Raw genomic sequence first — 23231 nt, 5'->3', positions numbered from 1 at the left:
TACTATATAGATATTGTGAAATCGTCCATACATGAAGAAAATCCATGTGTAGGGCGATTTTATCGTTTGTAGATGTTTGTTCTACCTTGTCCTCTTTATACATATTTTAAATGGTAAAGGGGGAAGGATAAGTGAAGAGAACCATTGTGCAATTTACAGCATTTCTATTTTTACTGGCAATTACATATAAATCTATTTATAATCCTTTTGCTGAAGCATATATAGAAGCACTTAAATCCGATGTACAACTTGTATCAGCTCAGCATGATGCGTTATATCAAAAGATTGAAGAAAAAGCAAAAGATTATGAAAAGCCAGCGGCGAATGCACGAATCGATCCTGTTTGGAAACGGGTTCCTGGCTATAACGGCATAAAAGTTGATCTTGCTGCTTCTTATAAAAATATGAAACCTGCGGGTAAATTTGATGAAAAAAAATTAGTTTACAAACAGGTTAGACCAAAGGTTCACTTGAAGGATTTACCACAGGAACCTATCTACCGTGGACACGATGAAAAGCCTATGGTATCGTTTACAGTGAACGTAGCATGGGGGAACGAGTATTTGCCTAAAATGTTAGAAGTGCTGAAAAAGCACCATGCTAAAGCAACCTTCTTTTTAGAAGGAAAATGGGTTAAAAATAATCCAGATATGGCAAAAATGATTGTAGACGCAGGGCATGAAGTGGGAAATCACTCTTATTCTCATCCTGATATGGCCACTTTATCGGCTAGTCAAATCAATCAGCAGCTTAAAAAAACGAATGATATTATTACATCTACTACGGGACAAAAAGTAAAATGGTTTGCTCCGCCGAGCGGCAGTTTTCGCCCCGAAGTAGTAACGCTTGCTTCTCAGTTAAAAATGAGTACCATCATGTGGACAGTTGATACAATCGATTGGCAAAAGCCGAGTTCAGAAGTGTTAATTAATCGAGTAATGAAAAAGATTCATCCAGGGGCTATTGTACTGATGCACCCGACTGAATCAACGGCTGAATCGCTTGACCAATTGTTAACCGATATTGAACGCAAAGGCCTGAAAGTTAGCGATGTGTCAACGATGCTAGATGAAGAACGAATGATGAAACTACCTTCTTCTACTAAGAAGTAAGTGAGATAAGCAAAAGGGAGGCACTAGCTTGATAAAACGATATACGTGCAAAAATGGTGTAAGAATTGTATTGGAAAATATCCCAACTGTTCGATCTGTGGCCATTGGGGTATGGATCGGAACGGGTTCTCGAAGTGAACACCCTGAAATTAATGGTGTATCACATTTTCTTGAACATATGTTTTTTAAAGGAACAAAAACAAGATCTGCTCGTGAAATTGCAGAAAGCTTCGACCGCATTGGGGGACAAGTAAATGCATTCACTTCTAAAGAATACACGTGCTACTATGCAAAAGTATTAGACGAACACGCAGATCAAGCGCTAGATGTGCTGGCGGATATGTTCTTTAATTCTTCATTTGATGAAGAGGAATTAGCTCGTGAAAAAAATGTTGTATATGAAGAAATTAAAATGTATGAAGATACACCTGACGATATTGTACACGATCTATTAGGAAAAGCCGTATATGGCAATCATCCATTAGGGTATCCAATTTTAGGAACGGAAGATACGTTAAAAACATTTAACGGTGATTCGCTTCGTCAATATATGGAGCAAATGTATATTCCTGAAAACATCGTTATTTCAGTAGCTGGAAACATTGATGAGAGTTTTATACAACAGGTGGAAAACTATTTTGGTACATATACGTCAAGTCATTCCGCTCATCAATATGTTCAGCCTGAGTTCTATACAAATCATATTGCGCGCAAAAAAGAGACAGAACAAGCTCATCTTTGCCTTGGCTTTAAAGGTTTGCCAATCGGCGGAGAAGATGTATATAGCTTAATTGTATTAAACAACGTGCTTGGCGGAAGCATGAGCAGTCGTTTGTTCCAAGAAGTCCGCGAACAGCGCGGCTTGGCTTACTCTGTTTTCTCTTATCATTCTTCTTATCGAGACAGTGGTCTTGTAACGATTTATGGGGGAACTGGAAGCCATCAGCTCGACGTATTATATGATACGGTTCAAGAAACGCTTTATGATTTGAAAGACAAAGGTATTACAGATAAAGAACTTGCTAACAGCAAAGAGCAGCTGAAAGGAAACTTAATGCTGAGTCTTGAAAGTACAAATAGCCGTATGAGCAGAAACGGAAAAAATGAGTTAATGCTGGGCTATCACCGTTCATTAGATGAGATTTTAGACCTTGTTAATGCCGTGACTAAAGATAGTGTAAATGGTCTTGCACGAGATATTTTCAAAGACGAATTTGCGCTTTCATTAATAAGCCCGAGTGGAGATTTACCTAAGGGTTTTAAAGGAAATTAAACCATAAAAGTAAGGTTGGCTAAAATAATTGAGCCAGCCTTATTTTTATGTCATTTTTTGTATGGTTGTTCAATAAATTAGATGAAAGGAGGGATTTCATGAGATTAAGTGAGCTGAGTGGAAAAGAAATTGTAGATGTTAAGCGAGCAGAGCGTTTGGGTATTTTAGGGCAAACAGATCTTGAAATTAATGAACATACGGGACAAATTAATGCGCTTATTATTCCATCTGTGAAGTGGTTTGGATTTCGAAAACAAGGAGATGAAGTGCGAGTGCCGTGGGGGAATATCGAAAAAATTGGTACGGATATGGTGATTGTAAATGTTCATCAGCTAGAAGACATAAATAATGAGTCAACAAAATAACAAACGAGATGCTTCCTGCATCTCGTTTCTTTTATTTTCAGGGATAAAGATTCACCGATTCCTGTGTGTTTACATAGTATGTTGAAGAAAAGCAATAGGCATTCTAGGGCGTAATGATAGCACTTTACATCTCGATGGTTTAAGCGAAAGATACATCTATTTAATGTTAAAGAAGGTGAAAATGAAACATGTTAACGGATTTGCACATAGCTGTAATTGGCGGTGATGCTAGGCAGCTTGAAGTCATTCGAAAATTAATTCAATTAGATGCAAAAACCTCTCTTATTGGTTTTGATCAGCTAGATCATGGTTTTACAGGTGCGACGAAATATCAGATAGAGGAGCTGGATTTTTCAGATGTTGACGCCATCATCCTTCCAGTGCCTGGAACAAATCACGAAGGGCAAGTAGATACTATTTTTTCAAATGAAAAAGTAGTATTGACTGAAGAAATACTTAAAAAAACGCCTGAGCACTGCATTATTTATTCTGGTATTAGCAATGGGTATTTAAACGAATTAGTCAAAACGACAAACCGTAAACTCGTTCAGCTATTTGAGCGTGATGATGTAGCAATTTATAACTCTATTCCTACTGTTGAAGGTACCATCATGCTTGTTATTCAACATACGGATTTTACCATTCACGGTTCAAATATTTCTGTCCTAGGTTTAGGAAGAGTAGGAATGAGCGTGGCGAGGTCCTTTGCTGCACTTGGTGCCAATGTAAAAGTAGGAGCTAGAAAATCTGAACATTTAGCACGTATTGCTGAAATGGGTTTGCAGCCTTTCTATCTTTCTGAACTCGATAAAGAAATTGCTGATAGTGATATATGTATTAACACCATTCCATACCCTATCTTAACGGCTAAGACATTATCTAATGTCCCGACCCACGCGCTCATTATTGATTTAGCTTCAAAGCCTGGAGGAACCGATTTCCGCTATGCAGAAAAACGAGGAATTAAAGCTATTTTAGCACCTGGTCTTCCAGGGATTGTGGCTCCAAAAACAGCAGGTCAGATTGTCGCTAATGTATTAGTGAATTTATTAAAAGACGCTGCGGATGCGAGAGAGGAGAAAAAATAATGTCATTAAAAGGTAAAAGAATAGGATTCGGCTTGACCGGATCTCACTGTACGTATGATGCGGTTATGCCGGAAATTGAAAAGCTTGTTAATTTGGGAGCAGAAGTGTTACCGGTTGTTTCTTACACTGTACAATCCACAAATACTCGTTTTGGAGATGGAGAAGACTGGGTGAAGAAAATTGAGGAATTAACAGGTCATGCCGTCATCAATACAATTGTAAAAGCAGAGCCTCTAGGACCAAAGATTCCGCTTGATTGTATGGTAGTTGCCCCAATCACTGGGAATACGATGAGTAAGTTTGCGAATGCAATGACTGAATCTCCGGTACTCATGGCAGCTAAAGCAACGCTTCGTAATAATAAGCCAGTGGTACTGGGAATTTCGACTAATGACGCACTAGGGCTAAATGGTGTAAACTTAATGAGGCTAATGGCGACTAAAAATATTTATTTTATTCCATTTGGTCAAGATGACCCGGTGCTTAAACCAAATTCAATGGTAGCGCGTATGACGATGTTATCAGACACGGTGTACGCAGCGCTTGAAGATAAACAGATTCAGCCTGTTATTGTCGAAAGGTTCCGCGACGGTCAAGAGTCATAGGACATATATGCCTCTTGCTGTTGTATGAATCTGTTCAATACTGCGGCTGTAAGAGAACTCTCAATCTCAAAGAAGAGAAGATTTTAAAAATCTTCTCTTCTTTGACGCAATGAAGCATAATAATATGTTAAAATAGTCAGTATATGCAGATAAATGTTGAGTAGTTGAAAATTGTTGGAGGCGGTATTAAAATGACAAGAGAATTACATGTAGCAGTAGTAGGAGCAACAGGTGCAGTAGGACAACAAATGATTAAAACCCTACAGGAGCGTAATTTTCCAGTTGGTAAATTAACGTTATTATCTTCAGCTCGTTCAGCTGGTAAAAAAGTGTTGTTTAACGGAGAAGAAGTTGTTGTGCAAGAAGCAACTCCTGATAGCTTTGAAGGCGTAGACATTGCTTTATTCAGTGCAGGCGGCAGCATTTCAAAAGCACTTGCACCAGAGGCAGTAAAACGCGGAGCAATCGTTGTAGACAACACAAGCGCTTATCGAATGGATGAAAATGTCCCGTTAGTTGTGCCGGAAGTGAACGAAGATGCATTACACGCACATAACGGAATCATTGCTAATCCAAACTGCTCTACAATTCAAATGGTAGCAGCATTACAGCCATTACGCGAAACATACGGCTTATCTAAAGTGCTAGTATCAACGTATCAAGCCGTTTCTGGAGCAGGCGCTGCTGCAATTAATGAATTAAAAGAACAAGCTAAAGCTATTTTAGAAGAAAAAGAGTTTACACCGGAAATTTTACCGGTTGGTGGAGATAAAAAACATTATCAAATTGCTTTTAATGCCATTCCGCAAATTGATAAATTTCAAGATAACGGTTTTACATTTGAAGAAATGAAAATGATTAATGAAACGAAAAAAATTATGAGCATGCCTGAATTGCCAGTAGCTGCTACTTGTGTTCGTCTACCGGTTGTAACAGGTCATTCAGAGTCAGTGTACATTGAAATTGAAAAAGACGGTGTAACGGTAGCTGATGTGAAAAATTTATTGGCTGATGCACCTGGTATCGTATTGCAAGATGATCCAGAAAATCAAGTATATCCAATGCCAGCAGACTGTGTAGGTAAACGAGATGTGTTTGTCGGCCGTATTCGTAAAGATTTAGATCGCGATAACGGTTTCCATATGTGGATCGTTTCTGATAACTTGTTAAAAGGTGCAGCTTGGAATTCTGTACAAATTGCAGAATCACTTATTAAGCTTAGCTTAGTAAAATAAGCGCAACCAGAGTGTCTCGGAACATGATGAGGTGTAAGTATGAAAATAATCGTCCAAAAATTTGGAGGAACTTCCGTTCGTAACGAAGAAGGAAGAGCAAGAGCAATCTATCATTTAAATAATGCATTAAGTGAGGGTTACAAAGTAGTCGTTGTTGTATCGGCAATGGGACGAAAAGGTGAACCGTATGCAACGGATACATTGCTTTCACTTGTTGATGGAAATAAAGCGTCTCTTAACAAACGTGAGCTTGATATGCTTATGGCATGCGGAGAATTAATTTCATCGGTTGTGTTTACAAATTTATTAAACGAAAATGGGATTAAAGCTACAGCATTAAACGGTGCACAGGCAGGGTTTGTGACGAATGATGATTTTACCAATGCCAAGATACTAGAAATGAAATGCGACCGTTTGTTAAAAGAATTAGAAGAATATGATGTCGTTGTCGTAACAGGCTTTCAAGGGGCAACTGCTGAAGGTGATACAACAACGCTTGGACGCGGAGGTAGCGATACATCTGCTTCAGCGTTAGGTGCAGCCCTTATGGCTGATTACATTGACATTTTCACGGATGTAGAAGGTGTGATGACAGCGGACCCGCGTATTGTAGAAGATGCAAGACCGCTATCCGTTGTCACATATAACGAAATATGCAACATGGCTTATCAAGGTGCAAAAGTAGTTCACCCACGTGCCGTAGAGATCGCCATGCAAGCAAAAGTACCGATGCGCGTCCGTTCCACGTATGCTGATTCAGAAGGTACGCTCGTTACATCTCAAGGTGAAGCACAGCAGCGTGGAAGCGATGTGCAAGAACGCCTTGTAACAGGAATCGCCCACGTATCTAACGTGACTCAAATTAAAGTTTTTAGTAAAGAAGGCCATTATGATACGCAAGCAGAGGTATTCAAAGCAATGGCACAAGAAAAAATCAGCGTAGATTTTATCAATATTTCACCGAAGGGTGTTGTATATACGGTAACAGATGAAGCAACTGACAAAGCAATTGATGTGCTTCATGCGCTAGGGTATGAGCCGGCTGTTATTCGCAACTGTGCCAAAGTATCAACGGTTGGAGCAGGAATTGCAGGGGTGCCTGGTGTTACATCTAAAATTGTTACAGCTCTTTCTAGCGAAGGTATTCAGATTTTACAATCTGCTGACAGCCATACGACGATTTGGGTGCTTGTAAAAGAAGAGGATTTAAAGAAAGCCGTTAATGCTCTTCATGGTGCCTTTGACTTGTCAAAAGCACCGCAAAAAAGATAAACTACATGTTCCGTTAGCTATAAGCTAACGGTTCATTACATGAATAGGGATAATGCAATTTCAAGGAGTGAAAACATGATTGATTTTGGGAAAGTCGCAACAGCGATGGTAACGCCTTTTGATCATAAAGGAAATATTGATTTTGAAAAAACAACGCAGCTTATTAACTATTTAATCAGCAACGGTTCAGATGCGTTGGTTATTGCAGGAACAACTGGTGAATCTCCTACGCTTTCAACAGAAGAAAAGCTGGCGCTGTTCCGCCACTCAGTAAAGGTAGTAGATGGCCGTGTACCTGTTGTTGCAGGTACAGGAAGCAATAATACGTATGCATCAATTGAATTAACGAAAAAGGCAGAAGAAATCGGCGTAGATGCGATTATGATTGTAGCACCTTATTATAACAAGCCGAATCAGGAAGGCTTATATCAGCACTTTAAAACAATTGCTGAAAGTACAGAGCTGCCTGTCATGTTATACAATATTCCAGGGCGATCCGTGATCAATATGTCTGTGGATACAATTGTACGCCTAGCTGAACTGCCAAATGTTGTAGCGTTAAAAGATGCAAGCGGCGACCTTGACGCAATGACAGCTATTATCGCACAAACAAGCGATGATTTTGCTTTATACAGCGGTGATGATGGCTTAACACTGCCGGTATTAGCAATTGGAGGAACTGGCATTATTTCTGTTGCCTCTCACGTTATTGGAAATGAAATGCAAGAGATGGTTAAGTTGTATGAGTCAGGAAATCCGAAAGAAGCAGCAAAAATTCATCAGCGTATTGTACCTGTGATGAAATCTCTTTTTGCGGCTCCAAGTCCAACGCCTGTTAAAACAGCTTTACAGCTAAAAGGGTTAGACGTAGGATCGGTACGATTACCTTTAGTTCCGTTAACGGAAGAAGAACGCCAAACGTTAGTCAGCACATTAAATACGCTATAAGCTATAAGTATGTTTTTTAAACGTCTCTTCATTGACCGTATATACGAGTTGATGAAGAGACGTTTTTTTCTTATAAGATAATAGAAGAGCACATGACGGAAATAGACGAATGAAATTTCTTGTATTCCAATTCTTACTTCAGTTATAATGTAAGCAAATGAAATTGTACGGGTGAAAGTAAGTAGGAGGAACTTATGGTACTAGAAAAGACAGAAAATATTAAAATTTCAGCCTTGGGTGGAGTCGGAGAACTTGGAAAAAACATGTATGTGGTGGAAATCAATGAAAACATATATGTGTTAGATGCAGGGTCAAAGTTTCCGGGAGGGGAAATGTTAGGAATTGATATTGTCATTCCTGACATTACATATTTAGTAGAAAATCAGCAGAACGTAAAAGGCATTTTTGTTACTCATGGACATGAAGAGCAAATTGGGGCTATTCCCTTTATACTTCAAAAATTGGACGTGCCGGTATATGGTACAGAATTAACGCTAGCACTTATCAAAGAAAAGTTAAAAGAGTATGGAATTAAAAAATATGAGGCTTTACATCCTATCACTTCGTCAACGGTTTTATCGTTTGAAGGAGTGGATATTTCATTTTTTAGAACGCAGCACAGTATACAAGATTCAGTCGGCATTTGTTTACAAACCAATCAAGGTGCGATTGTATATACAGGTGATTTTAAATTTGATCAAAACTCAGTCAGCATTCAAAGCGCTGATATTGGAAAAATGGCTGCCATTGGGGAAAAAGGCGTCCTGTGTTTGCTTTCAGACAGTACAAATGCGGATAAGCCAGGCTATACAGTTTCCGAGGCCGTCATCGGACAAAATATTACCGACGCTTTTTATAAAAGCAAAGGTCGAATCATTGTTGCTGCATACAGTTCCAATCTGCACCGTATTCAGCAAGTTATTCATGCCGCATATCAGCATGGCCGTAACCTGATCGTTATGGAAAAGAGTATGCTGAAAATCATTGATATTGCAGCAAAACTTGGACATTTGCAGCTGCCTGAGGATTTAATTGTTCCTGTGCAAAAGCTAAAGGATCTTTCAGAACATGAAACGGTTATTTTAACAACAGGTCATCACGGAGAGCCGATTTCAGGTCTTACTCGAATGGCTAAACAGTCCCATAAATTTATTCAAATCAAACAAGATGACACGGTCCTGCTGGCTGCTACACCCGTGGCGGGGCACGAAACGACCTTTTCAAAAACAATTGACGTCATCTTTCGTTTAGGAGCAAGCGTAGTGTTTGCTCAGAAGAAAGTGCATGCTTCCGGACACGGCAGTCAAGAAGAATTAAAATTTATGATTAACTTAACAAAGCCGAAATATGTCATGCCTGTGAATGGAGAGTATCGAAAACAAAAAGCTTATGCAAAGCTAGCCGGTCAATTAGGAATATCAGAAGATCATATTTGTTTGCTTGAAAAAGGTGAGCGAGTTGAGTTTAAAGATGCTCGCATGTACCCTAGCGGTTCTATTCAAGCGGGAAATACGCTCATTGATGGACTAGGCGTCGGCGATATTGGGAATATCGTTCTGAGGGATCGCAGGCTGCTGTCACAGGACGGAATCTTAACGGTAGTAGTTACGATTAATAAACGTCAAAAAACAGTAGTAGCGGGGCCAGAAATCATCTCCCGCGGATTCGTCTATGTAAGAGAATCAGAAAAGCTTTTAGAAGAAGCAACGAAGATTGTTCAGCAAATTTTAGAAAAGTGTATGGAAGACAAAGTGATCGAGTGGTCTTCATTAAAATTAAAAATGAGAGAAAGTTTAAATCAATTTTTATATGAAAAAACCCGTCGTAAACCGATGATTTTACCGATTATCATGGAAATCTAATGTGAAGCCTTCCCGCTGGGAAGGCTTTTTATTTGCAGCTGATGCGGATGTAATAACTATGAGAAGTTCATACTACTACTATCAATAAGTGAAAGGAGCTAGAATATGTTTGAAAATAACGAAAGATTACATTCTGATGAAGCGCCTCAGCAGCCTAATAAAAATGAAGAAAGCAAGGGCGGAATATTAGATAAAATTCAACAATTGGGACAGACCAACGTGGCTCAGCTTCCTCAGGATTCTAATATTCACTGTTTAACGATTGTAGGACAAATCGAAGGGCACATGCAGCTGCCTCCTCAAAATAAAACGACAAAATATGAGCATGTCATCCCGCAAATTGTGGCGATTGAACAAAATCCAAAAATTGAAGGATTGCTTATTATTTTGAATACAGTAGGTGGAGATGTAGAAGCAGGTCTTGCCATTGCGGAAATGATTGCTTCGTTATCCAAGCCTTCTGTGTCCATTGTGCTAGGAGGCGGACATTCAATCGGTGTTCCAATTGCGGTTTCAACTGATTATTCGTATATTGCCGGTACAGCGACCATGACCATTCATCCCATTCGCTTAACGGGTCTTGTTATTGGTGTACCGCAAACATTCGAATACTTAGATAAAATGCAAGAGCGCGTGATTAACTTTGTGAGAGAACACTCTCATATTTCAGAAGAAAAGTTTAAAGAACTTATGTTTTCAAAAGGGAACTTAACGCGTGATATCGGGACAAATGTAGTTGGCGGAGATGCTGTTTCATACGGGTTAATTAACGAAGTAGGCGGAGTTGCTCAAGCAATCAAAAAATTGAATGAACTGATTGAGCAAGGACGTCAGAATGAGGAGCAGCTGCTGCAATGATTTTATATACAATGATGCCACAAGAACTGATTTTTCAGCAGTCTTATCATCAAGAACAATCTCAGCCAAAGCTTATTAATCATAATGGAATCCCGGTTATCGTTGAAGAAAATGAACAAAAACAACAGCAAATTGTGAGGGTTTTAAGCACGAATCCTCAAGATTATTTGAATGAAAATTATTATCCTGGTCAAATTTTGTCGTAAGGATTTCAGTATAATTATGGTGAATATGGTATAATGAATATGACGAAGAAGGCAGCCGCTGTATTGGCTGCTTTTTTATTCAACTGATAAAAGAAACAAAATCAACATAGGGTGTTGGACGTTGATTGGAGTGGAAAAATGGCAAAGAAAAAACGAAGAGGTCAAATAAAAAAGGATGAATGGAAACGCATATTGCGCTTTGAGCTTATTGGCTTATTTTTATTAGCGTTAACGTTAATTGCCATGGCAGGACTCGGTGCTGTAGGACAGGCTCTTGTACTCGTGGTCCGCTTATTTATTGGCGAATGGTATATGCTGTGTTTAATCGGAATGGTTATTCTATCTGTTTATATTATTTGGAAAAGAGAAATGCCTCCTTTAGTGACGCGGCAGCTTATCGGTACATACCTCATTATTTTATCTATTTTACTGTTTAGTCACGTGACGTTATTTGAAAATTTATCGAAAAACGGAACGTTTACAGATCCATCTGTCATTATGAATACGTGGGATTTGTATATGCTCGAAGCAACGGGACAATCGAATCACAGTGATTTAGGGGGAGGGATGATAGGAGCTATTATGTTTGCCATGTTCTACTATCTGTTTGATAGCTTAGGAACAGAACTTATCGCTGCCTTGCTTATTGTGATTGGGGTACTGCTCATTACCGGACGTTCGCTTCACGAAACGGTATTAAAACTTCTGTCACCTCTAGTTAATTTTTTAACAACGGAGTTAAAAGAAGGCTGGCAAGATATTCAGACGTGGAAACATAAGAAGAAAAAAGCCCCTAAAACAACAAAAAAGAGACGCCAAGAAAAAGCTGTTCAAGAACCTGAAGAAAGCGTGGAAATAGAAGTGGAAGCACCTTCGCCTCCAATTATTGAACACTTTGATTATGGAGAGGAAGAGTCTAGTCAATCTCCTGCTGCTCCTATAGCTCCGGTGCCTCCGGTTATGGAATCGAAGCCTGTAGCTGCTGCACCGCAACAGCCAAGGCCGCAAAAGGAACAGGAAGAAGAAAAAGCTCCTATGATTACCTTTACTGAAACGGAAAATAAAGAGTATGAGCTTCCTCCTATCAAGCTATTGACGATGCCAAAGAAAAGTAACCAGGCAAAAGAGCATAAAAACATTTATAAAAATGCCGAAAAGCTTGAAAAAACGTTTCAAAGTTTCGGCGTAAAAGCAAAAGTGGCAAAAGTTCACCTTGGACCAGCTGTTACAAAATATGAAGTATATCCTGATGTAGGAGTAAAAGTAAGTAAGATTGTCAATTTAAGTGATGATTTAGCACTTGCATTAGCTGCCAAAGATATTCGGATTGAAGCTCCAATTCCCGGGAAATCAGCGGTAGGAATTGAAGTGCCGAACGAAGAAGTAGCGATGGTTTCACTTAGAGAAGTACTTGAAGCGACTGAAAATAACCGACCTGATAAAAAGCTATTAGTTGGTTTAGGAAGAGATATTTCAGGCGAAGCTGTGCTAGCAGAGCTTAATAAAATGCCTCATATGCTTGTAGCAGGGGCAACAGGAAGCGGAAAAAGTGTGTGTATCAACGGTATTATTATTAGTATTTTAATGAGAACAAAGCCTCATGAAGTAAAATTAATGATGATTGACCCTAAAATGGTTGAGTTGAATATGTACAATGGTATTCCCCATTTATTGGCTCCTGTCGTAACAGATCCGAAAAAAGCTTCTCAAGCATTAAAGAAAGTTGTAAGTGAGATGGAGCGACGTTATGAGTTGTTCTCACACAGCGGAACGAGAAACATTGAAGGGTATAACGATTTAGTAAAACGTATGAATGATGATGGAGACGCCGATGCAAAACAGCCGACTCTTCCTTATATTGTGGTGATTGTTGATGAGTTGGCTGACTTGATGATGGTTGCTTCATCTGACGTCGAAGATTCGATCACACGTCTTGCTCAAATGGCTCGTGCTGCCGGCATTCATTTGATTATTGCTACACAGCGACCATCAGTAGATGTTATTACTGGAGTTATTAAAGCAAACATTCCTTCCCGAATCGCTTTTAGTGTATCTTCACAAACTGACTCTCGTACGATCCTAGATATGGGAGGAGCTGAGAAGCTTCTAGGAAGAGGAGATATGCTGTTCATGCCTGTTGGAGCTTCAAAACCTGTGCGTGTGCAAGGTGCCTTTTTATCAGATGAAGAAGTAGAAGAGATTGTTGATTTTGTAATTGCACAGCAAAAAGCACAGTATCAAGAAGAAATGATTCCAACAGATGCCCCTGAACAAGTCGATGATTTTGCAGATGAGCTGTATGACGAAGCGGTTCAGCTTGTGGCAGAAATGCAAACAGCTTCTGTTTCTATGCTGCAGCGACGCTTTCGAATTGGCTATAACCGGGCTGCACGCTTAATCGATGCGATGGAAGATCGTGGAGTGGTTGGGCCTTACGAAGGAAGTAAGCCGCGTTCGGTGTTGATTTCTCAGCAAAATGAAGATGTTGGATCTTAATAAGGTTATTAGAAAAGATGGAGCTGGGACAAAAGTATTTTAGCCTAAGTGAAAAACGAATCACTAATCAACATGTCTGATTAGCGGTTCGTTTTTTTTGTTAGGGTGAATATAGGTTTCATCCGTTTCGTTCCTTCTAGCAGTTGACTGAAAGACAAGGTGAAGACTCCTGCGGGAAGAGCGTAAGCGACGAGGAGGCCCATCGCCCGCCCGTGGAAACCGAAGTCTTGCACGGAAATCAACTGCGGTGTCGCAAGCGTTTCAGCTCATGTATCTTATTTGTTTGTCTTTAGATTGGATTCATTTAGTTATGTCTCAACCTCATTTTTTTATGGAAGAAGAGACGGTAAGAATAGTATTATACAAAAATATGTCATGCTAAATAAATAAAATAAAAACGAATATTAAAAAATTTAATGACTAAAATGTTTGGGTTTTATCTAATATTAGAAGAAAAGTAGGTTGTTAGGTATGCTGACATTAAAAAATAACAAAAATTCATTTTTTTAAAAAAATATTAAAAATTTTAACAAAAAATTAATATAACCTATTTATTTATCTGTCGAAAAATGATATATTATTTTCGATTAAGTAGTCGAACATCAGAGGTCTGATGACTTTTTAATATGGAGGAAGAGTGATGTCTATACGTGCGGATAATCGGCACTTGTATTTACAAGTGATTGATAAAATTAAACAAAATATAGAAAAAGGAATTTTTAAAGAAAAGGAAAGACTCCCTTCAGAGTTTGATTTATCAAAGCAGCTAGGGGTTAGCCGCGCAACGCTACGTGAGGCACTTCGCATATTAGAAGAAGAGAATATTATTGTTCGCAGACACGGCGTGGGAACATTTGTCAACACGAAGCCTACTTTTTTGTCAGGGATTGAGCAATTAAATAGTATAACACATATGATTGAACAAGCTGGTATGAAGGCCGGAACAATCTTCTTATCTTCTCAAATACAAGAGTTGTCTGAAAATGATTTAACACGTTTTGCTTGCGGGGAAGACGAACAGATTTTATTTGTTGAACGGGTGAGAACGGCAAACGGAGAGCCTGTTGTATATTGCATGGACAAGGTTCCTCAAAAAATATTGCCTGAAAATTTCGAATACAAACAGGAATCTTTGCTAGAAATTCTTGAAAAACAAGCAGGAAAGCACATTTCATACGCCGTGGCAAATATTGAGCCTCTAGGCTATCATGAAAAAGTTTCTCCTATTTTACAATGCGAGCCAGAAACCGCTTTGCTTGTGCTGAAACAAATGCATTATGACCAGTATGATGAACCCATTTTATATTCCATCAATTATTTTAAAGCAGATCAATTTAGTTTCCAAGTACTGCGTAAACGCGTCTAGTTTTTTTATGGTTAAATGTCAGAAAATTTACAACTATTTAACATTGTCCTTTTAAGGAGGTGTCAAATGTAGGTCACAGGGACGAAATAGAAAATTGGCTTTATACTTTTAAAACTATTCAGGGGGTTAAAACATGTTAAAACGTAAAACGGGACTTGCATTATCACTAGTATTAGCGGCAGGAACACTTTTAAGCGCGTGTGGCTCAAACGACGCAGATAAGAGCAGCGGAGATAAAAAAGCAGCGGATTTTAAAGTGGGAATGGTAACAGATACGGGCGGGGTAGATGATAAATCGTTTAACCAATCTGCTTGGGAAGGTCTAACAAAGTTTGGGAAAGACAACGGACTTGATGAAGGGACTGGATACAAATATTTGCAGTCTACAAAAGCATCTGAATACGAGAGCAACCTTTCTAAATTTGCTGAGAGTGGCTACAACTTGACGTATGGAATTGGCTTTTTGTTAAAAGAAGACATTAAAAAAGCAGCAAAGCAGTATCCAGATGCTAACTTTGCATTAGTAGACGATACGTTAAAATCAGAAAACTTAGATAACGTGGCGAGCATTCTATTTAAAGAAGAGCAGGGCTCTTTCTTAGTAGGTGTAGTGGCAGCGAAACAAACGAAAACGAACAAAATCGGCTTTATCGGAGGCGTTGAATCTCCATTAATCAAGAAGTTTGAAAACGGATTTAAAGCAGGTGTTAAATCTGTAAACCCAGACGCTGAAGTTATTTCTCAATACGCGGAAAGTTTTAACTCTCCAGAAAAAGGCTCAGCTATCGCTTCTACCATTTACAGCAAAGGCGCTGATATTATTTATCAAGCGGCTGGCGGTACTGGAAACGGCGTATTTACAGAAGCTAAAAACCGTTCAAAAGGCGGTAAAGACAAAAAGGTTTGGGTAATTGGAGTTGACCGCGATCAGCATGAAGAAGGTATGCCTGAAAACGTAACGTTAACTTCGATGGTAAAACGCGTTGACCTGGCTGTAGAAGATGTTGCAAAACAAGCAATGGACGACAAATTCCCAGGCGGTAAAGAGGTTGTGTTTGGCTTAAAAGAAGACGGAGTGGGGATTGCTCCATCACAAGATAATGTAAGCAAAGATGCGTTAAAAGCAGTTGATGAGTATAAGCAAAAAATTCTAGACGGTGACATTACAGTGCCTCAAACGGATAAAGAATTTAAAGAGTTTGAAAAAACGCTTAAAAAATAAGCTGATATCTGTTAAGCAATGATTATATGAGTATAAAAGGCTAGTGAAAACTAGCCTTTTTCATAGCCAAAAAACGGAAGACAGAATCCTGTAGCAGGCAGGAATAGGGAGTGAAAGTAGTGGAATATGTTATTGAAATGCTAGATATTCGCAAAGAGTTTCCCGGTATTGTCGCTAATGACAATATTACACTCCAAGTGAAAAAGGGAGAAATTCATGCTTTGTTAGGAGAAAATGGTGCAGGTAAGTCAACGCTGATGAACGTTTTATTTGGGCTTTATCAGCCTGAAAAAGGGCAGATTCGTGTAAACGGCCAAGAAGTCAAAATCACGGACCCTAACGTAGCGAATGACTTAGGAATTGGAATGGTTCATCAGCATTTTATGCTTGTTCAAAACTTTACAGTCACAGAAAATATTATTCTTGGGAACGAACCGACGCGAACGGGGAAAATCAATATTAAAAAAGCAGCTCAAGATATTCAAGAGCTTTCAAATCAATATGGATTATCGGTAGATCCATATGCGAAGATTCAAGATATCTCAGTTGGCATGCAGCAGCGAGTGGAAATTTTAAAGACGCTTTACAGAGGAGCCGACATTCTTATTTTTGATGAACCTACTGCCGCCTTAACACCTCAGGAAATTACGGAATTAATTCAAATTATGAAAAAATTAATTCAAGAAGGAAAGTCGATTATTTTAATTACGCATAAATTAAAAGAAATTATGTCAGTGTGTGACCGCTGTACAATTATTCGAAAAGGTGTCGGGGTTGGTACGGTAAATGTGCAAGAGACCAACCCTGATGAACTTGCTGCTTTAATGGTAGGAAGAGAAGTACATTTTAAAACTGAAAAGAAAACAGCGACTCCAAAAGAAGCTGTGTTAACAATAAAAGAATTAGTAGTAGAAGACAGCCGAGGAGTAGAGGCTGTAAGTTCACTTGATCTAAGCGTTCGAGCAGGCGAAATTGTAGGCATCGCGGGTGTGGATGGAAATGGCCAAACAGAGCTGATTGAGGCAATTACGGGTCTAAGAAAAATAAAGTCGGGCTCGGTCACGTTAAAAAATCAAGAACTGTCTACGTTATCCACGCGTAAAATTACGGAGTCAGGAGTAGGACATATTCCGCAGGATCGCCATAAGCACGGGCTTGTATTAGATTATACAATTGGTGAAAATATCGGTCTTCAAACGTATTATCAAAAGCCGATGTCTAAATCAGGTATTTTGAATTATAAAGAGCTGTATAAAAAAGCAAAAGAGTTAATTGCAGAATATGATGTGCGAACCCCTAGTGAATATACGCAAGCGCGATCGCTATCGGGCGGAAATCAGCAAAAAGCCATTATTGCCCGTGAAGTAGACCGCAGTCCGGAACTATTAATTGCAGCTCAGCCAACGAGGGGGCTGGATGTAGGAGCCATTGAATTTATTCATAAAAAGCTGATTGAAGAACGAGATAAAGGACGGGCAGTGCTGCTCGTTTCGCTAGAACTAGATGAAGTAATGAATCTAAGCGATCGCATTGCGGTTATTTATGAAGGGAAAATAGTTGACATTGTAGATCCAAAAGAAACGAATGAACAAGAGTTAGGTCTATTAATGGCAGGCGGTACGCGTGAGAAAGCGGGTGGAACAGCATGAATAAACTTGTGAAAAACGAACGTGTAATGATGATTTTGATCCCTGTTGTATCGGCCATATTAGGACTCATTGCCGGAGCGGTTATTATGTTACTAGGCGGCTATGATCCAATGCTTGGCTATCAATCTCTTTTTGACGGGATGTTTGGGACGCCAAAAGCCATTGGAGAAACGATTCGTGCCATGACGCCTCTTGCTCTGGCCGGTATTGCGGTTGCGTTTGCTTATAAAACCGGTCTCTTTAACATTGGAGTAGAAGGACAGCTTTTAGTTGGCTGGTTGGCTTCAGTATGGGTTGGGTATGCGTTTGATTTACCAGCAGTCATTCATATTCCTTTAGCTGTATTAGCAGCAGCTGCAGCTGGAGCAGTTTGGGCGTTTATTCCAGGATTTTTAAAAGCAAAATTTCATGTTCATGAAGTAATTGTTTCCATCATGATGAACTATATTGCCCTTTACACCACGAGCAGCTTAATCCGTACGTATTTATACGCGGGTAATGAAAAATCGTATGATATTAAAGAATCGGCATCTTTAGCATCAAGCTTTTTAGCACAGTTAACCAATAACTCCCGCCTTCATTACGGCATTCTTATTACCATCGCTGCAGCCGTCGTAATGTGGTTTATTTTGAATAAAACAGCTAAGGGCTTCGAGCTAAGAGCCGTTGGTTTTAATCAGCATGCTTCACAGTATGCAGGAATGAATGTAGGCCGAAACATTGTGTTATCCATGGCTATTTCAGGCGCTTTTGCCGGGCTTGCCGGAGCTATGGAAGGGCTTGGAACATTTCAATATATGGGCACATTCACTGCGTTTACGGGTACGGGATTTGACGGTATCGCCGTAGCCCTTTTAGGAGCTAACAGCGCAATTGGAATTTTATTAGCTTCATTCTTTTTCGGAGGACTGCAAACTGCGGCTCCTCAAATGAACTTTATGACAGGCGTACCGTCTGAATTAATTCAAATTGTCATTGCGCTTATTATCTTTTTTGTTGCATCTAGTTATTTAATTCGCTGGGTGCTTGGCCGTGCAGGCAAGGGGGGAGCAAAATGAACTTCTTAGAGGTGTTAGCCATTATTATTCCAGCGGCGCTTTATTCAGCTGCACCGCTTATCTTTACCGCGCTCGGAGGGATATTTAGTGAACGTTCCGGGGTCGTGAACATTGGATTAGAAGGGCTGATGATGTTTGGCGCGTTCACAGGTATTGTTTCAACCCTTTTACTTCAGGATTCATTAGGTGCTTGGGCCCCGTGGGTAGCAATAGTAATTGCGGCTGTTGTTTGCGCTGTGTTCTCGCTGATTCATGCTGTTGCAAGCATTACATTAAAAGCAGATCAAACTGTAAGTGGTGTAGCCCTGAATTTTCTAGCTGCGGGTCTTTCAATCTTTTTAATCAAAAAGATTTTTGGGAAAGGACAAACAGATTTTATTCAATTCCGTATCGATAAAGTAAGTATTCCAGGTTTATCAGACATTCCAGTAATCGGTAAAATTCTGTTTTCGAACGTTCCTATTACGTCTTATATTGCGATTGCGCTAGCTTTTGCTGTATGGTACATCATTTATAAAACGCCGTTTGGTCTCCGTCTTCGTTCAGTTGGTGAACACCCAATGGCAGCAGACACGATGGGGATCAAAGTTGTGAGAATGCGCTACGTTGGCGTTATGATTTCCGGCATGTTCGCTGGAATCGGCGGAGCGGTGTATGCCACGTCTATTGCTACAAACTTTGCAGCGGGAACGATTGCTGGACAAGGGTTCCTTGCTATTGCGGCCATGATTTTCGGGAAGTGGCATCCTATTGGTGCTTTAGGTGCAGCCATGTTTTTCGGATTAGCACAGTCTTTGAGTATCACGGGAGCTCAGATTCCGGTTATTCAAGATATCCCATCCGTCCTTTTAACCATTGCACCGTACGTATTAACAATCTTAGCGCTTACTGGTTTTGTAGGACGTGCTGAGGCTCCTAAAGCGCTGGGCGTTCCTTATGAAAAAGGCCGCCGCTAATAAATCCTCTATACGAGGTCTAACAATGACTAAAGTTGGATAAATATAGAAGGTGGAGACAAAGAAATCATATTCTTTTCTCCGCCTTTTTTTCATTGAGAGAAAGAATATGAAAAGAAATGAGGAAGCGCGCGGCAAGTTACTTGAAAATGTTTCCTTGAATTCGATATAGTGGTTATAAGACTAAAATTAGCGTTAAAGATTCAAAATAGAAGTATTGTCTAGTTAATACATCAAAATTTAAAAGGAGGTTTATATATGAAATTATTGACTGAACAAAAACATGAACTAGAAGGATTGACTGTTCATACCATTCAAACAGCTAAGTACAAAACAAACACGTTCATTTTAAAACTAAATGCCCCTTTAGATAAGAAAACGGTGACAATGCGTGCCCTTTTACCTTATGTGCTTCAAAGCGCTACCGAGTCGCTGCCGTCTACGACAAAGCTTCGTACATATTTAGATGAGCTTTATGGTGCTACTTTACAAGTAGACTTAACAAAAAAAGGTGATAACCACGATATTACGATTCGCATTGATATAGCGAATGAAAAATATTTGAAAGATTCAACTCCGCTTTTACAAAAAGCGTTAGCTCTTCTTGGCGATATTTTATTAAAGCCAGCAGTTGAAGGGGACTCTTTTTTAACGGATATTATGACAAAAGAAAAGCGTTCGCTTCGTCAGCGAATTCAAGCCGTATTTGATGATAAAATGCGCTATGCTAATTTAAGACTAGTTGAAGAAATGTGTAAGGAAGAACCTTACTCTTTACATGTAAACGGTCAAATTGACGATGTGGAAGAAATTACAGGTGAAAGTTTGTACGCTTATTATCAGCAGGTGTTAAAAGAAGATGCCATTCACCTTTATGCTATTGGAGATTTGCAAGTCGAAGAGGTTTTACAAACAGTAAAAGAAACATTTACTTTACCAAAGCGCGAGCAAAAAGACATTGAAGATTCTATCACGTCTAAAGAGATCTCAAACGTAAATGAAGTGGTGGAAAAACAAGAAGTCAAACAAGGGAAATTAAATATTGGCTATCGTACAAACGTTGTATACGGAGATAGACAGTATTTTGCTCTTCAAGTATTCAATGGGATATTCGGAGGGTTCTCACATTCCAAGCTATTTATTAACGTGCGTGAAAAAGCGAGCTTAGCTTACTATGCTGCTTCGAGAGTAGAGAGTCATAAAGGATTACTAATGGTCATGTCGGGTATTGATGCTAAAAATTACGACCAAGCTGTTACGATTATTAAAGAACAAATGCAGGAAATGAAACAAGGATCGTTTACAGACGGCGAAATCGCTCAAACGAAAGCCGTTATTCACAACCAGCTGCTTGAAACGGTGGATACTCCACGAGGACTAGTAGAGGTTATGTATCATAATGAATTAACGGGTAAAGATATTTCAATTGATGAATACTTAAAGCATATTGATGCGGTATCTAAGCAGGAAATTATTAAAGTGGCTGAGAAAATTGAAATGGATACAATTTATTTCTTAACAGGAACGGGCGGTGAAGAAAATGGAGAAAATTGAATTTTCGCAGCTTCAAGAACAGCTGTATCATGAAAAAATGGATAACGGGCTGCAGGTATACATTTTGCCAAAACCGGAGTTTAACAAAACGTTTGCCACTTTTACAACAAACTACGGATCGATTGACAATCAATTTGTACCGCTAAATGAAAATGAAATGACAAAAGTTCCCGATGGAATTGCCCACTTTTTAGAGCATAAATTATTTGAAAAAGAAGACGGAGATGTCTTTCAGCAGTTTAGTAAACAAGGTGCTTCGGCCAACGCATTTACTTCTTTTACCCGCACAGCTTACTTATTCAGCTGTACATCTAACTTTGAAGAAAATCTTGAAACATTAGTGGACTTTGTACAAGAGCCGTACTTCTCAGAAAAAACGGTAGAAAAAGAAAAAGGCATTATCGGTCAAGAAATTACAATGTATGACGACAATCCGGACTGGCGCTTGTATTTTGGTACCATTCAAAATATGTACAAAAACCATCCTGTTAAAATTGATATTGCCGGCACGATCGAATCGATTTCACATATTAATAAAGATTTACTGTACACATGCTATGAAACGTTTTATCATCCGAGCAACATGCTGTTGTTCATTGTAGGTCCTGTTGATGCGGAAAAAGTAATGAAGCAAGTTCGAGACAATCAGCAGAAAAAAGATTATAAAGAAATCTCTGACATACAGCGTCATTTTGACGAAGAGCCTGAAACGGTGGATCAAGAAAAACAAGTATTAAAAATGCCGGTGCAGTCTTCGAAATGTATGGTGGGTCTAAAAGCGAAAAATCCGCAGCGTTCAGGCGGAGAAATGCTTAAATACGAGTTAGCAATGAATATCATTTTAGATTATGCATTTGGAAAAAGCTCTTCGTACTATGAGGAGTTGTATGCAGACGGACTCATTGATGAAACGTTTGCGTATGATTATACGGAGGAAAGAGGATTTGGTTTTGCTCTTATCGGAGGAGATACGGATCAACCGGAACAGCTGTATGATCGAGTTAAACAAATTTTACTTGAAATGAAAACAAAATCACTAACAGAAGAGGAACTTGAACGTATTCGTAAAAAGAAAATCGGCGGATTTTTACGTTCATTAAACTCACCTGAGTTTATCGCTAATCAGTTTACACGCTATGCGTTTAATGATATGAATTTATTTGATATTGTTGAAACGCTAGAAAAACTGAAGGTAAACGAAATAAAAGATGTGCTAAACGAGATTATTGATGAAAAGAACTTTACGGTTTGTGAAGTAGTACCTAAATAAAGATGATTGTTGCCAAAAAAGCTGATGTTCATCAGCTTTTTTGCATGTAAAGGAGAGAAGGCTATGGAGAAATTTGCCCTTGTGACAGGTGCAAGCGGAGGAATTGGCACAGCGATTGCTAAGCAATTGGCTGAAGATGGATACTCGCTTATTTTGCACTATCATCAACGAAAAGACAAAATAGAGGCGCTTGTACATGAGCTAGCTGAAAAGGTGAAAACCGTGTTTACAGTACAAGCGGATTTATCATGTAAAGAGGGAGTGGAGAAGTTTTTAAAGGAGATTATTGTTCCGGTAGAAGTTATTATTCATAACAGCGGACGAAGCGTTAGCGGGTTAATGACAGATGCTTCGGCAAATGAAACCGAAGAAATGATCTATCTTCACATCACGGCTCCCTTTGTTATTACAAAAGCTTTGCTGCCTAAAATGATCAGTGCTAAAAGCGGACAAATTATCATGATTTCTTCCATTTGGGGACTTACAGGAGCTTCGTTTGAAGTTCTTTATTCAATGGTAAAAGGCGCCCAAAATACGTTTGTAAAAGCTTTGGCAAAAGAGGTTGCATTAAGTGGAATTCGCGTCAATGGAGTTGCGCCCGGAGCGATTGAAACGGATATGATGGCCAGCTATTCAAAAGAAGAGGTTAAAGAGCTGGCTGAAGAGATCCCTTTAGGAAGAATAGGATATCCAAAAGAAGTGGCAGATGCGGTTTCATATTTAATATCTTCACGTGCTTCGTATATAACTGGACAAATATTATCGGTTAATGGCGGTTGGTACATATAAAGTGTGCATAAAATTAAAAACAAGGTACAAACTATGATATGAATAAA

20 protein-coding genes are annotated in these 23231 nt (G+C 39.2%); all 20 read left to right on the top strand.

The features are described from left to right. The first annotated feature begins 131 nt into the window (after positions 1-131). Entirely contained in the window at positions 132-1112 is a 981-nt protein-coding gene (locus ACMX9J_RS11675) for a polysaccharide deacetylase family protein (RefSeq protein ID WP_033579798.1), read from the top strand. Between the two features lie 28 nt (positions 1113-1140). Then, entirely contained in the window at positions 1141-2385 is a 1245-nt protein-coding gene (locus tag ACMX9J_RS11670; protein ID WP_176343469.1) for an insulinase family protein, read from the top strand. Positions 2386-2483: 98 nt separating this feature from the next. Further along, positions 2484-2750: a YlmC/YmxH family sporulation protein gene (locus ACMX9J_RS11665; RefSeq protein ID WP_013058827.1), complete on the top strand. Its 267-nt coding sequence runs from the start codon at positions 2484-2486 to the stop codon at positions 2748-2750. Positions 2751-2938: 188 nt separating this feature from the next. Further along, complete coding sequence (dpaA, locus tag ACMX9J_RS11660) at positions 2939-3838, top strand: dipicolinic acid synthetase subunit A (RefSeq protein WP_013058826.1); 900 nt, start codon at positions 2939-2941, stop codon at positions 3836-3838. Further along, positions 3838-4443 carry a dipicolinate synthase subunit B gene (locus ACMX9J_RS11655; RefSeq protein ID WP_013058825.1) on the top strand — a complete coding sequence of 202 codons (606 nt, stop codon included), beginning with the start codon at positions 3838-3840 and terminating at the stop codon, positions 4441-4443. The genes dpaA and ACMX9J_RS11655 overlap by 1 nt, the downstream gene beginning before the upstream one ends. A gap of 191 nt (positions 4444-4634) precedes the next feature. After that, entirely contained in the window at positions 4635-5678 is a 1044-nt protein-coding gene (asd, locus tag ACMX9J_RS11650; RefSeq protein ID WP_013058824.1) for an aspartate-semialdehyde dehydrogenase, read from the top strand. 39 nt (positions 5679-5717) lie between these two features. After that, positions 5718-6950 (top strand): aspartate kinase, encoded by a 1233-nt coding sequence (gene dapG, locus ACMX9J_RS11645; protein ID WP_028411393.1) that lies wholly within the window; start codon positions 5718-5720, stop codon positions 6948-6950. Positions 6951-7025: 75 nt separating this feature from the next. Further along, a complete protein-coding gene (dapA, locus tag ACMX9J_RS11640; protein WP_013058822.1) occupies positions 7026-7898 on the top strand; it encodes a 4-hydroxy-tetrahydrodipicolinate synthase in 873 nt (290 codons plus the stop codon). 194 nt (positions 7899-8092) lie between these two features. Then, entirely contained in the window at positions 8093-9760 is a 1668-nt protein-coding gene (locus ACMX9J_RS11635) for a ribonuclease J (protein ID WP_168761239.1), read from the top strand. Positions 9761-9865: 105 nt separating this feature from the next. After that, positions 9866-10618 (top strand): ClpP family protease, encoded by a 753-nt coding sequence (locus tag ACMX9J_RS11630; protein ID WP_013058820.1) that lies wholly within the window; start codon positions 9866-9868, stop codon positions 10616-10618. Then, positions 10615-10824, top strand: coding sequence for a YlzJ-like family protein (locus ACMX9J_RS11625; protein WP_028411391.1), 210 nt, complete (start codon positions 10615-10617; stop codon positions 10822-10824). The genes ACMX9J_RS11630 and ACMX9J_RS11625 overlap by 4 nt, the downstream gene beginning before the upstream one ends. 138 nt (positions 10825-10962) lie before the next feature. After that, on the top strand, positions 10963-13320 hold the full coding sequence (locus tag ACMX9J_RS11620; RefSeq protein ID WP_047749914.1) for an FtsK/SpoIIIE family DNA translocase: 2358 nt from the start codon (positions 10963-10965) through the stop codon (positions 13318-13320). 640 nt (positions 13321-13960) lie between these two features. After that, entirely contained in the window at positions 13961-14686 is a 726-nt protein-coding gene (locus ACMX9J_RS11615; protein ID WP_028411389.1) for a GntR family transcriptional regulator, read from the top strand. 133 nt (positions 14687-14819) lie between these two features. Continuing rightward, the gene (locus tag ACMX9J_RS11610; protein WP_028411388.1) at positions 14820-15908 is read left to right on the top strand and encodes a BMP family lipoprotein; all 1089 of its coding nucleotides are present in this window, start codon (positions 14820-14822) and stop codon (positions 15906-15908) included. 119 nt (positions 15909-16027) lie between these two features. Continuing rightward, positions 16028-17557 carry an ABC transporter ATP-binding protein gene (locus ACMX9J_RS11605; RefSeq protein WP_028411387.1) on the top strand — a complete coding sequence of 510 codons (1530 nt, stop codon included), beginning with the start codon at positions 16028-16030 and terminating at the stop codon, positions 17555-17557. Continuing rightward, positions 17554-18615: an ABC transporter permease gene (locus tag ACMX9J_RS11600; protein WP_014458483.1), complete on the top strand. Its 1062-nt coding sequence runs from the start codon at positions 17554-17556 to the stop codon at positions 18613-18615. Before ACMX9J_RS11605 ends, ACMX9J_RS11600 begins: the two co-directional genes overlap by 4 nt. After that, positions 18612-19571 carry an ABC transporter permease gene (locus ACMX9J_RS11595; RefSeq protein WP_013084750.1) on the top strand — a complete coding sequence of 320 codons (960 nt, stop codon included), beginning with the start codon at positions 18612-18614 and terminating at the stop codon, positions 19569-19571. Before ACMX9J_RS11600 ends, ACMX9J_RS11595 begins: the two co-directional genes overlap by 4 nt. A 258-nt stretch (positions 19572-19829) precedes the next feature. Then, positions 19830-21125, top strand: a complete 1296-nt coding sequence (gene yfmF, locus ACMX9J_RS11590) for an EF-P 5-aminopentanol modification-associated protein YfmF (RefSeq protein ID WP_028411385.1) — start codon at positions 19830-19832, stop codon at positions 21123-21125. Beyond that, a complete protein-coding gene (yfmH, locus tag ACMX9J_RS11585; RefSeq protein WP_025750276.1) occupies positions 21112-22395 on the top strand; it encodes an EF-P 5-aminopentanol modification-associated protein YfmH in 1284 nt (427 codons plus the stop codon). The genes yfmF and yfmH overlap by 14 nt, the downstream gene beginning before the upstream one ends. A gap of 63 nt (positions 22396-22458) precedes the next feature. Further along, positions 22459-23184 carry an elongation factor P 5-aminopentanone reductase gene (ymfI, locus tag ACMX9J_RS11580; RefSeq protein WP_176343470.1) on the top strand — a complete coding sequence of 242 codons (726 nt, stop codon included), beginning with the start codon at positions 22459-22461 and terminating at the stop codon, positions 23182-23184. Positions 23185-23231 lie beyond the last annotated feature (47 nt).

The organism is Priestia sp. RMT2NF4 (genome assembly GCF_047872835.1).
Taxonomy (GTDB): Bacteria; Bacillota; Bacilli; order Bacillales; family Bacillaceae_H; genus Priestia; species Priestia zanthoxyli.
Note: the sequence above shows the minus strand (reverse complement) of the source record. Positions and strands in the feature narration are given on the sequence as shown.

Coding starts and splice junctions, on each gene's coding strand:
- yfmF (WP_028411385.1), top strand. CDS start 19,830: ATGAAATTATTGACTGAACAAAAACATGAACTAGAAGGATTGACTGTT.
- dapA (WP_013058822.1), top strand. CDS start 7,026: ATGATTGATTTTGGGAAAGTCGCAACAGCGATGGTAACGCCTTTTGAT.
- ACMX9J_RS11610 (WP_028411388.1), top strand. CDS start 14,820: ATGTTAAAACGTAAAACGGGACTTGCATTATCACTAGTATTAGCGGCA.
- ACMX9J_RS11625 (WP_028411391.1), top strand. CDS start 10,615: ATGATTTTATATACAATGATGCCACAAGAACTGATTTTTCAGCAGTCT.
- asd (WP_013058824.1), top strand. CDS start 4,635: ATGACAAGAGAATTACATGTAGCAGTAGTAGGAGCAACAGGTGCAGTA.
- ACMX9J_RS11635 (WP_168761239.1), top strand. CDS start 8,093: ATGGTACTAGAAAAGACAGAAAATATTAAAATTTCAGCCTTGGGTGGA.
- ACMX9J_RS11630 (WP_013058820.1), top strand. CDS start 9,866: ATGTTTGAAAATAACGAAAGATTACATTCTGATGAAGCGCCTCAGCAG.
- ACMX9J_RS11615 (WP_028411389.1), top strand. CDS start 13,961: ATGTCTATACGTGCGGATAATCGGCACTTGTATTTACAAGTGATTGAT.
- ACMX9J_RS11655 (WP_013058825.1), top strand. CDS start 3,838: ATGTCATTAAAAGGTAAAAGAATAGGATTCGGCTTGACCGGATCTCAC.
- ACMX9J_RS11665 (WP_013058827.1), top strand. CDS start 2,484: ATGAGATTAAGTGAGCTGAGTGGAAAAGAAATTGTAGATGTTAAGCGA.
- ACMX9J_RS11620 (WP_047749914.1), top strand. CDS start 10,963: ATGGCAAAGAAAAAACGAAGAGGTCAAATAAAAAAGGATGAATGGAAA.
- ACMX9J_RS11595 (WP_013084750.1), top strand. CDS start 18,612: ATGAACTTCTTAGAGGTGTTAGCCATTATTATTCCAGCGGCGCTTTAT.
- yfmH (WP_025750276.1), top strand. CDS start 21,112: ATGGAGAAAATTGAATTTTCGCAGCTTCAAGAACAGCTGTATCATGAA.
- dpaA (WP_013058826.1), top strand. CDS start 2,939: ATGTTAACGGATTTGCACATAGCTGTAATTGGCGGTGATGCTAGGCAG.
- ymfI (WP_176343470.1), top strand. CDS start 22,459: ATGGAGAAATTTGCCCTTGTGACAGGTGCAAGCGGAGGAATTGGCACA.
- ACMX9J_RS11600 (WP_014458483.1), top strand. CDS start 17,554: ATGAATAAACTTGTGAAAAACGAACGTGTAATGATGATTTTGATCCCT.
- dapG (WP_028411393.1), top strand. CDS start 5,718: ATGAAAATAATCGTCCAAAAATTTGGAGGAACTTCCGTTCGTAACGAA.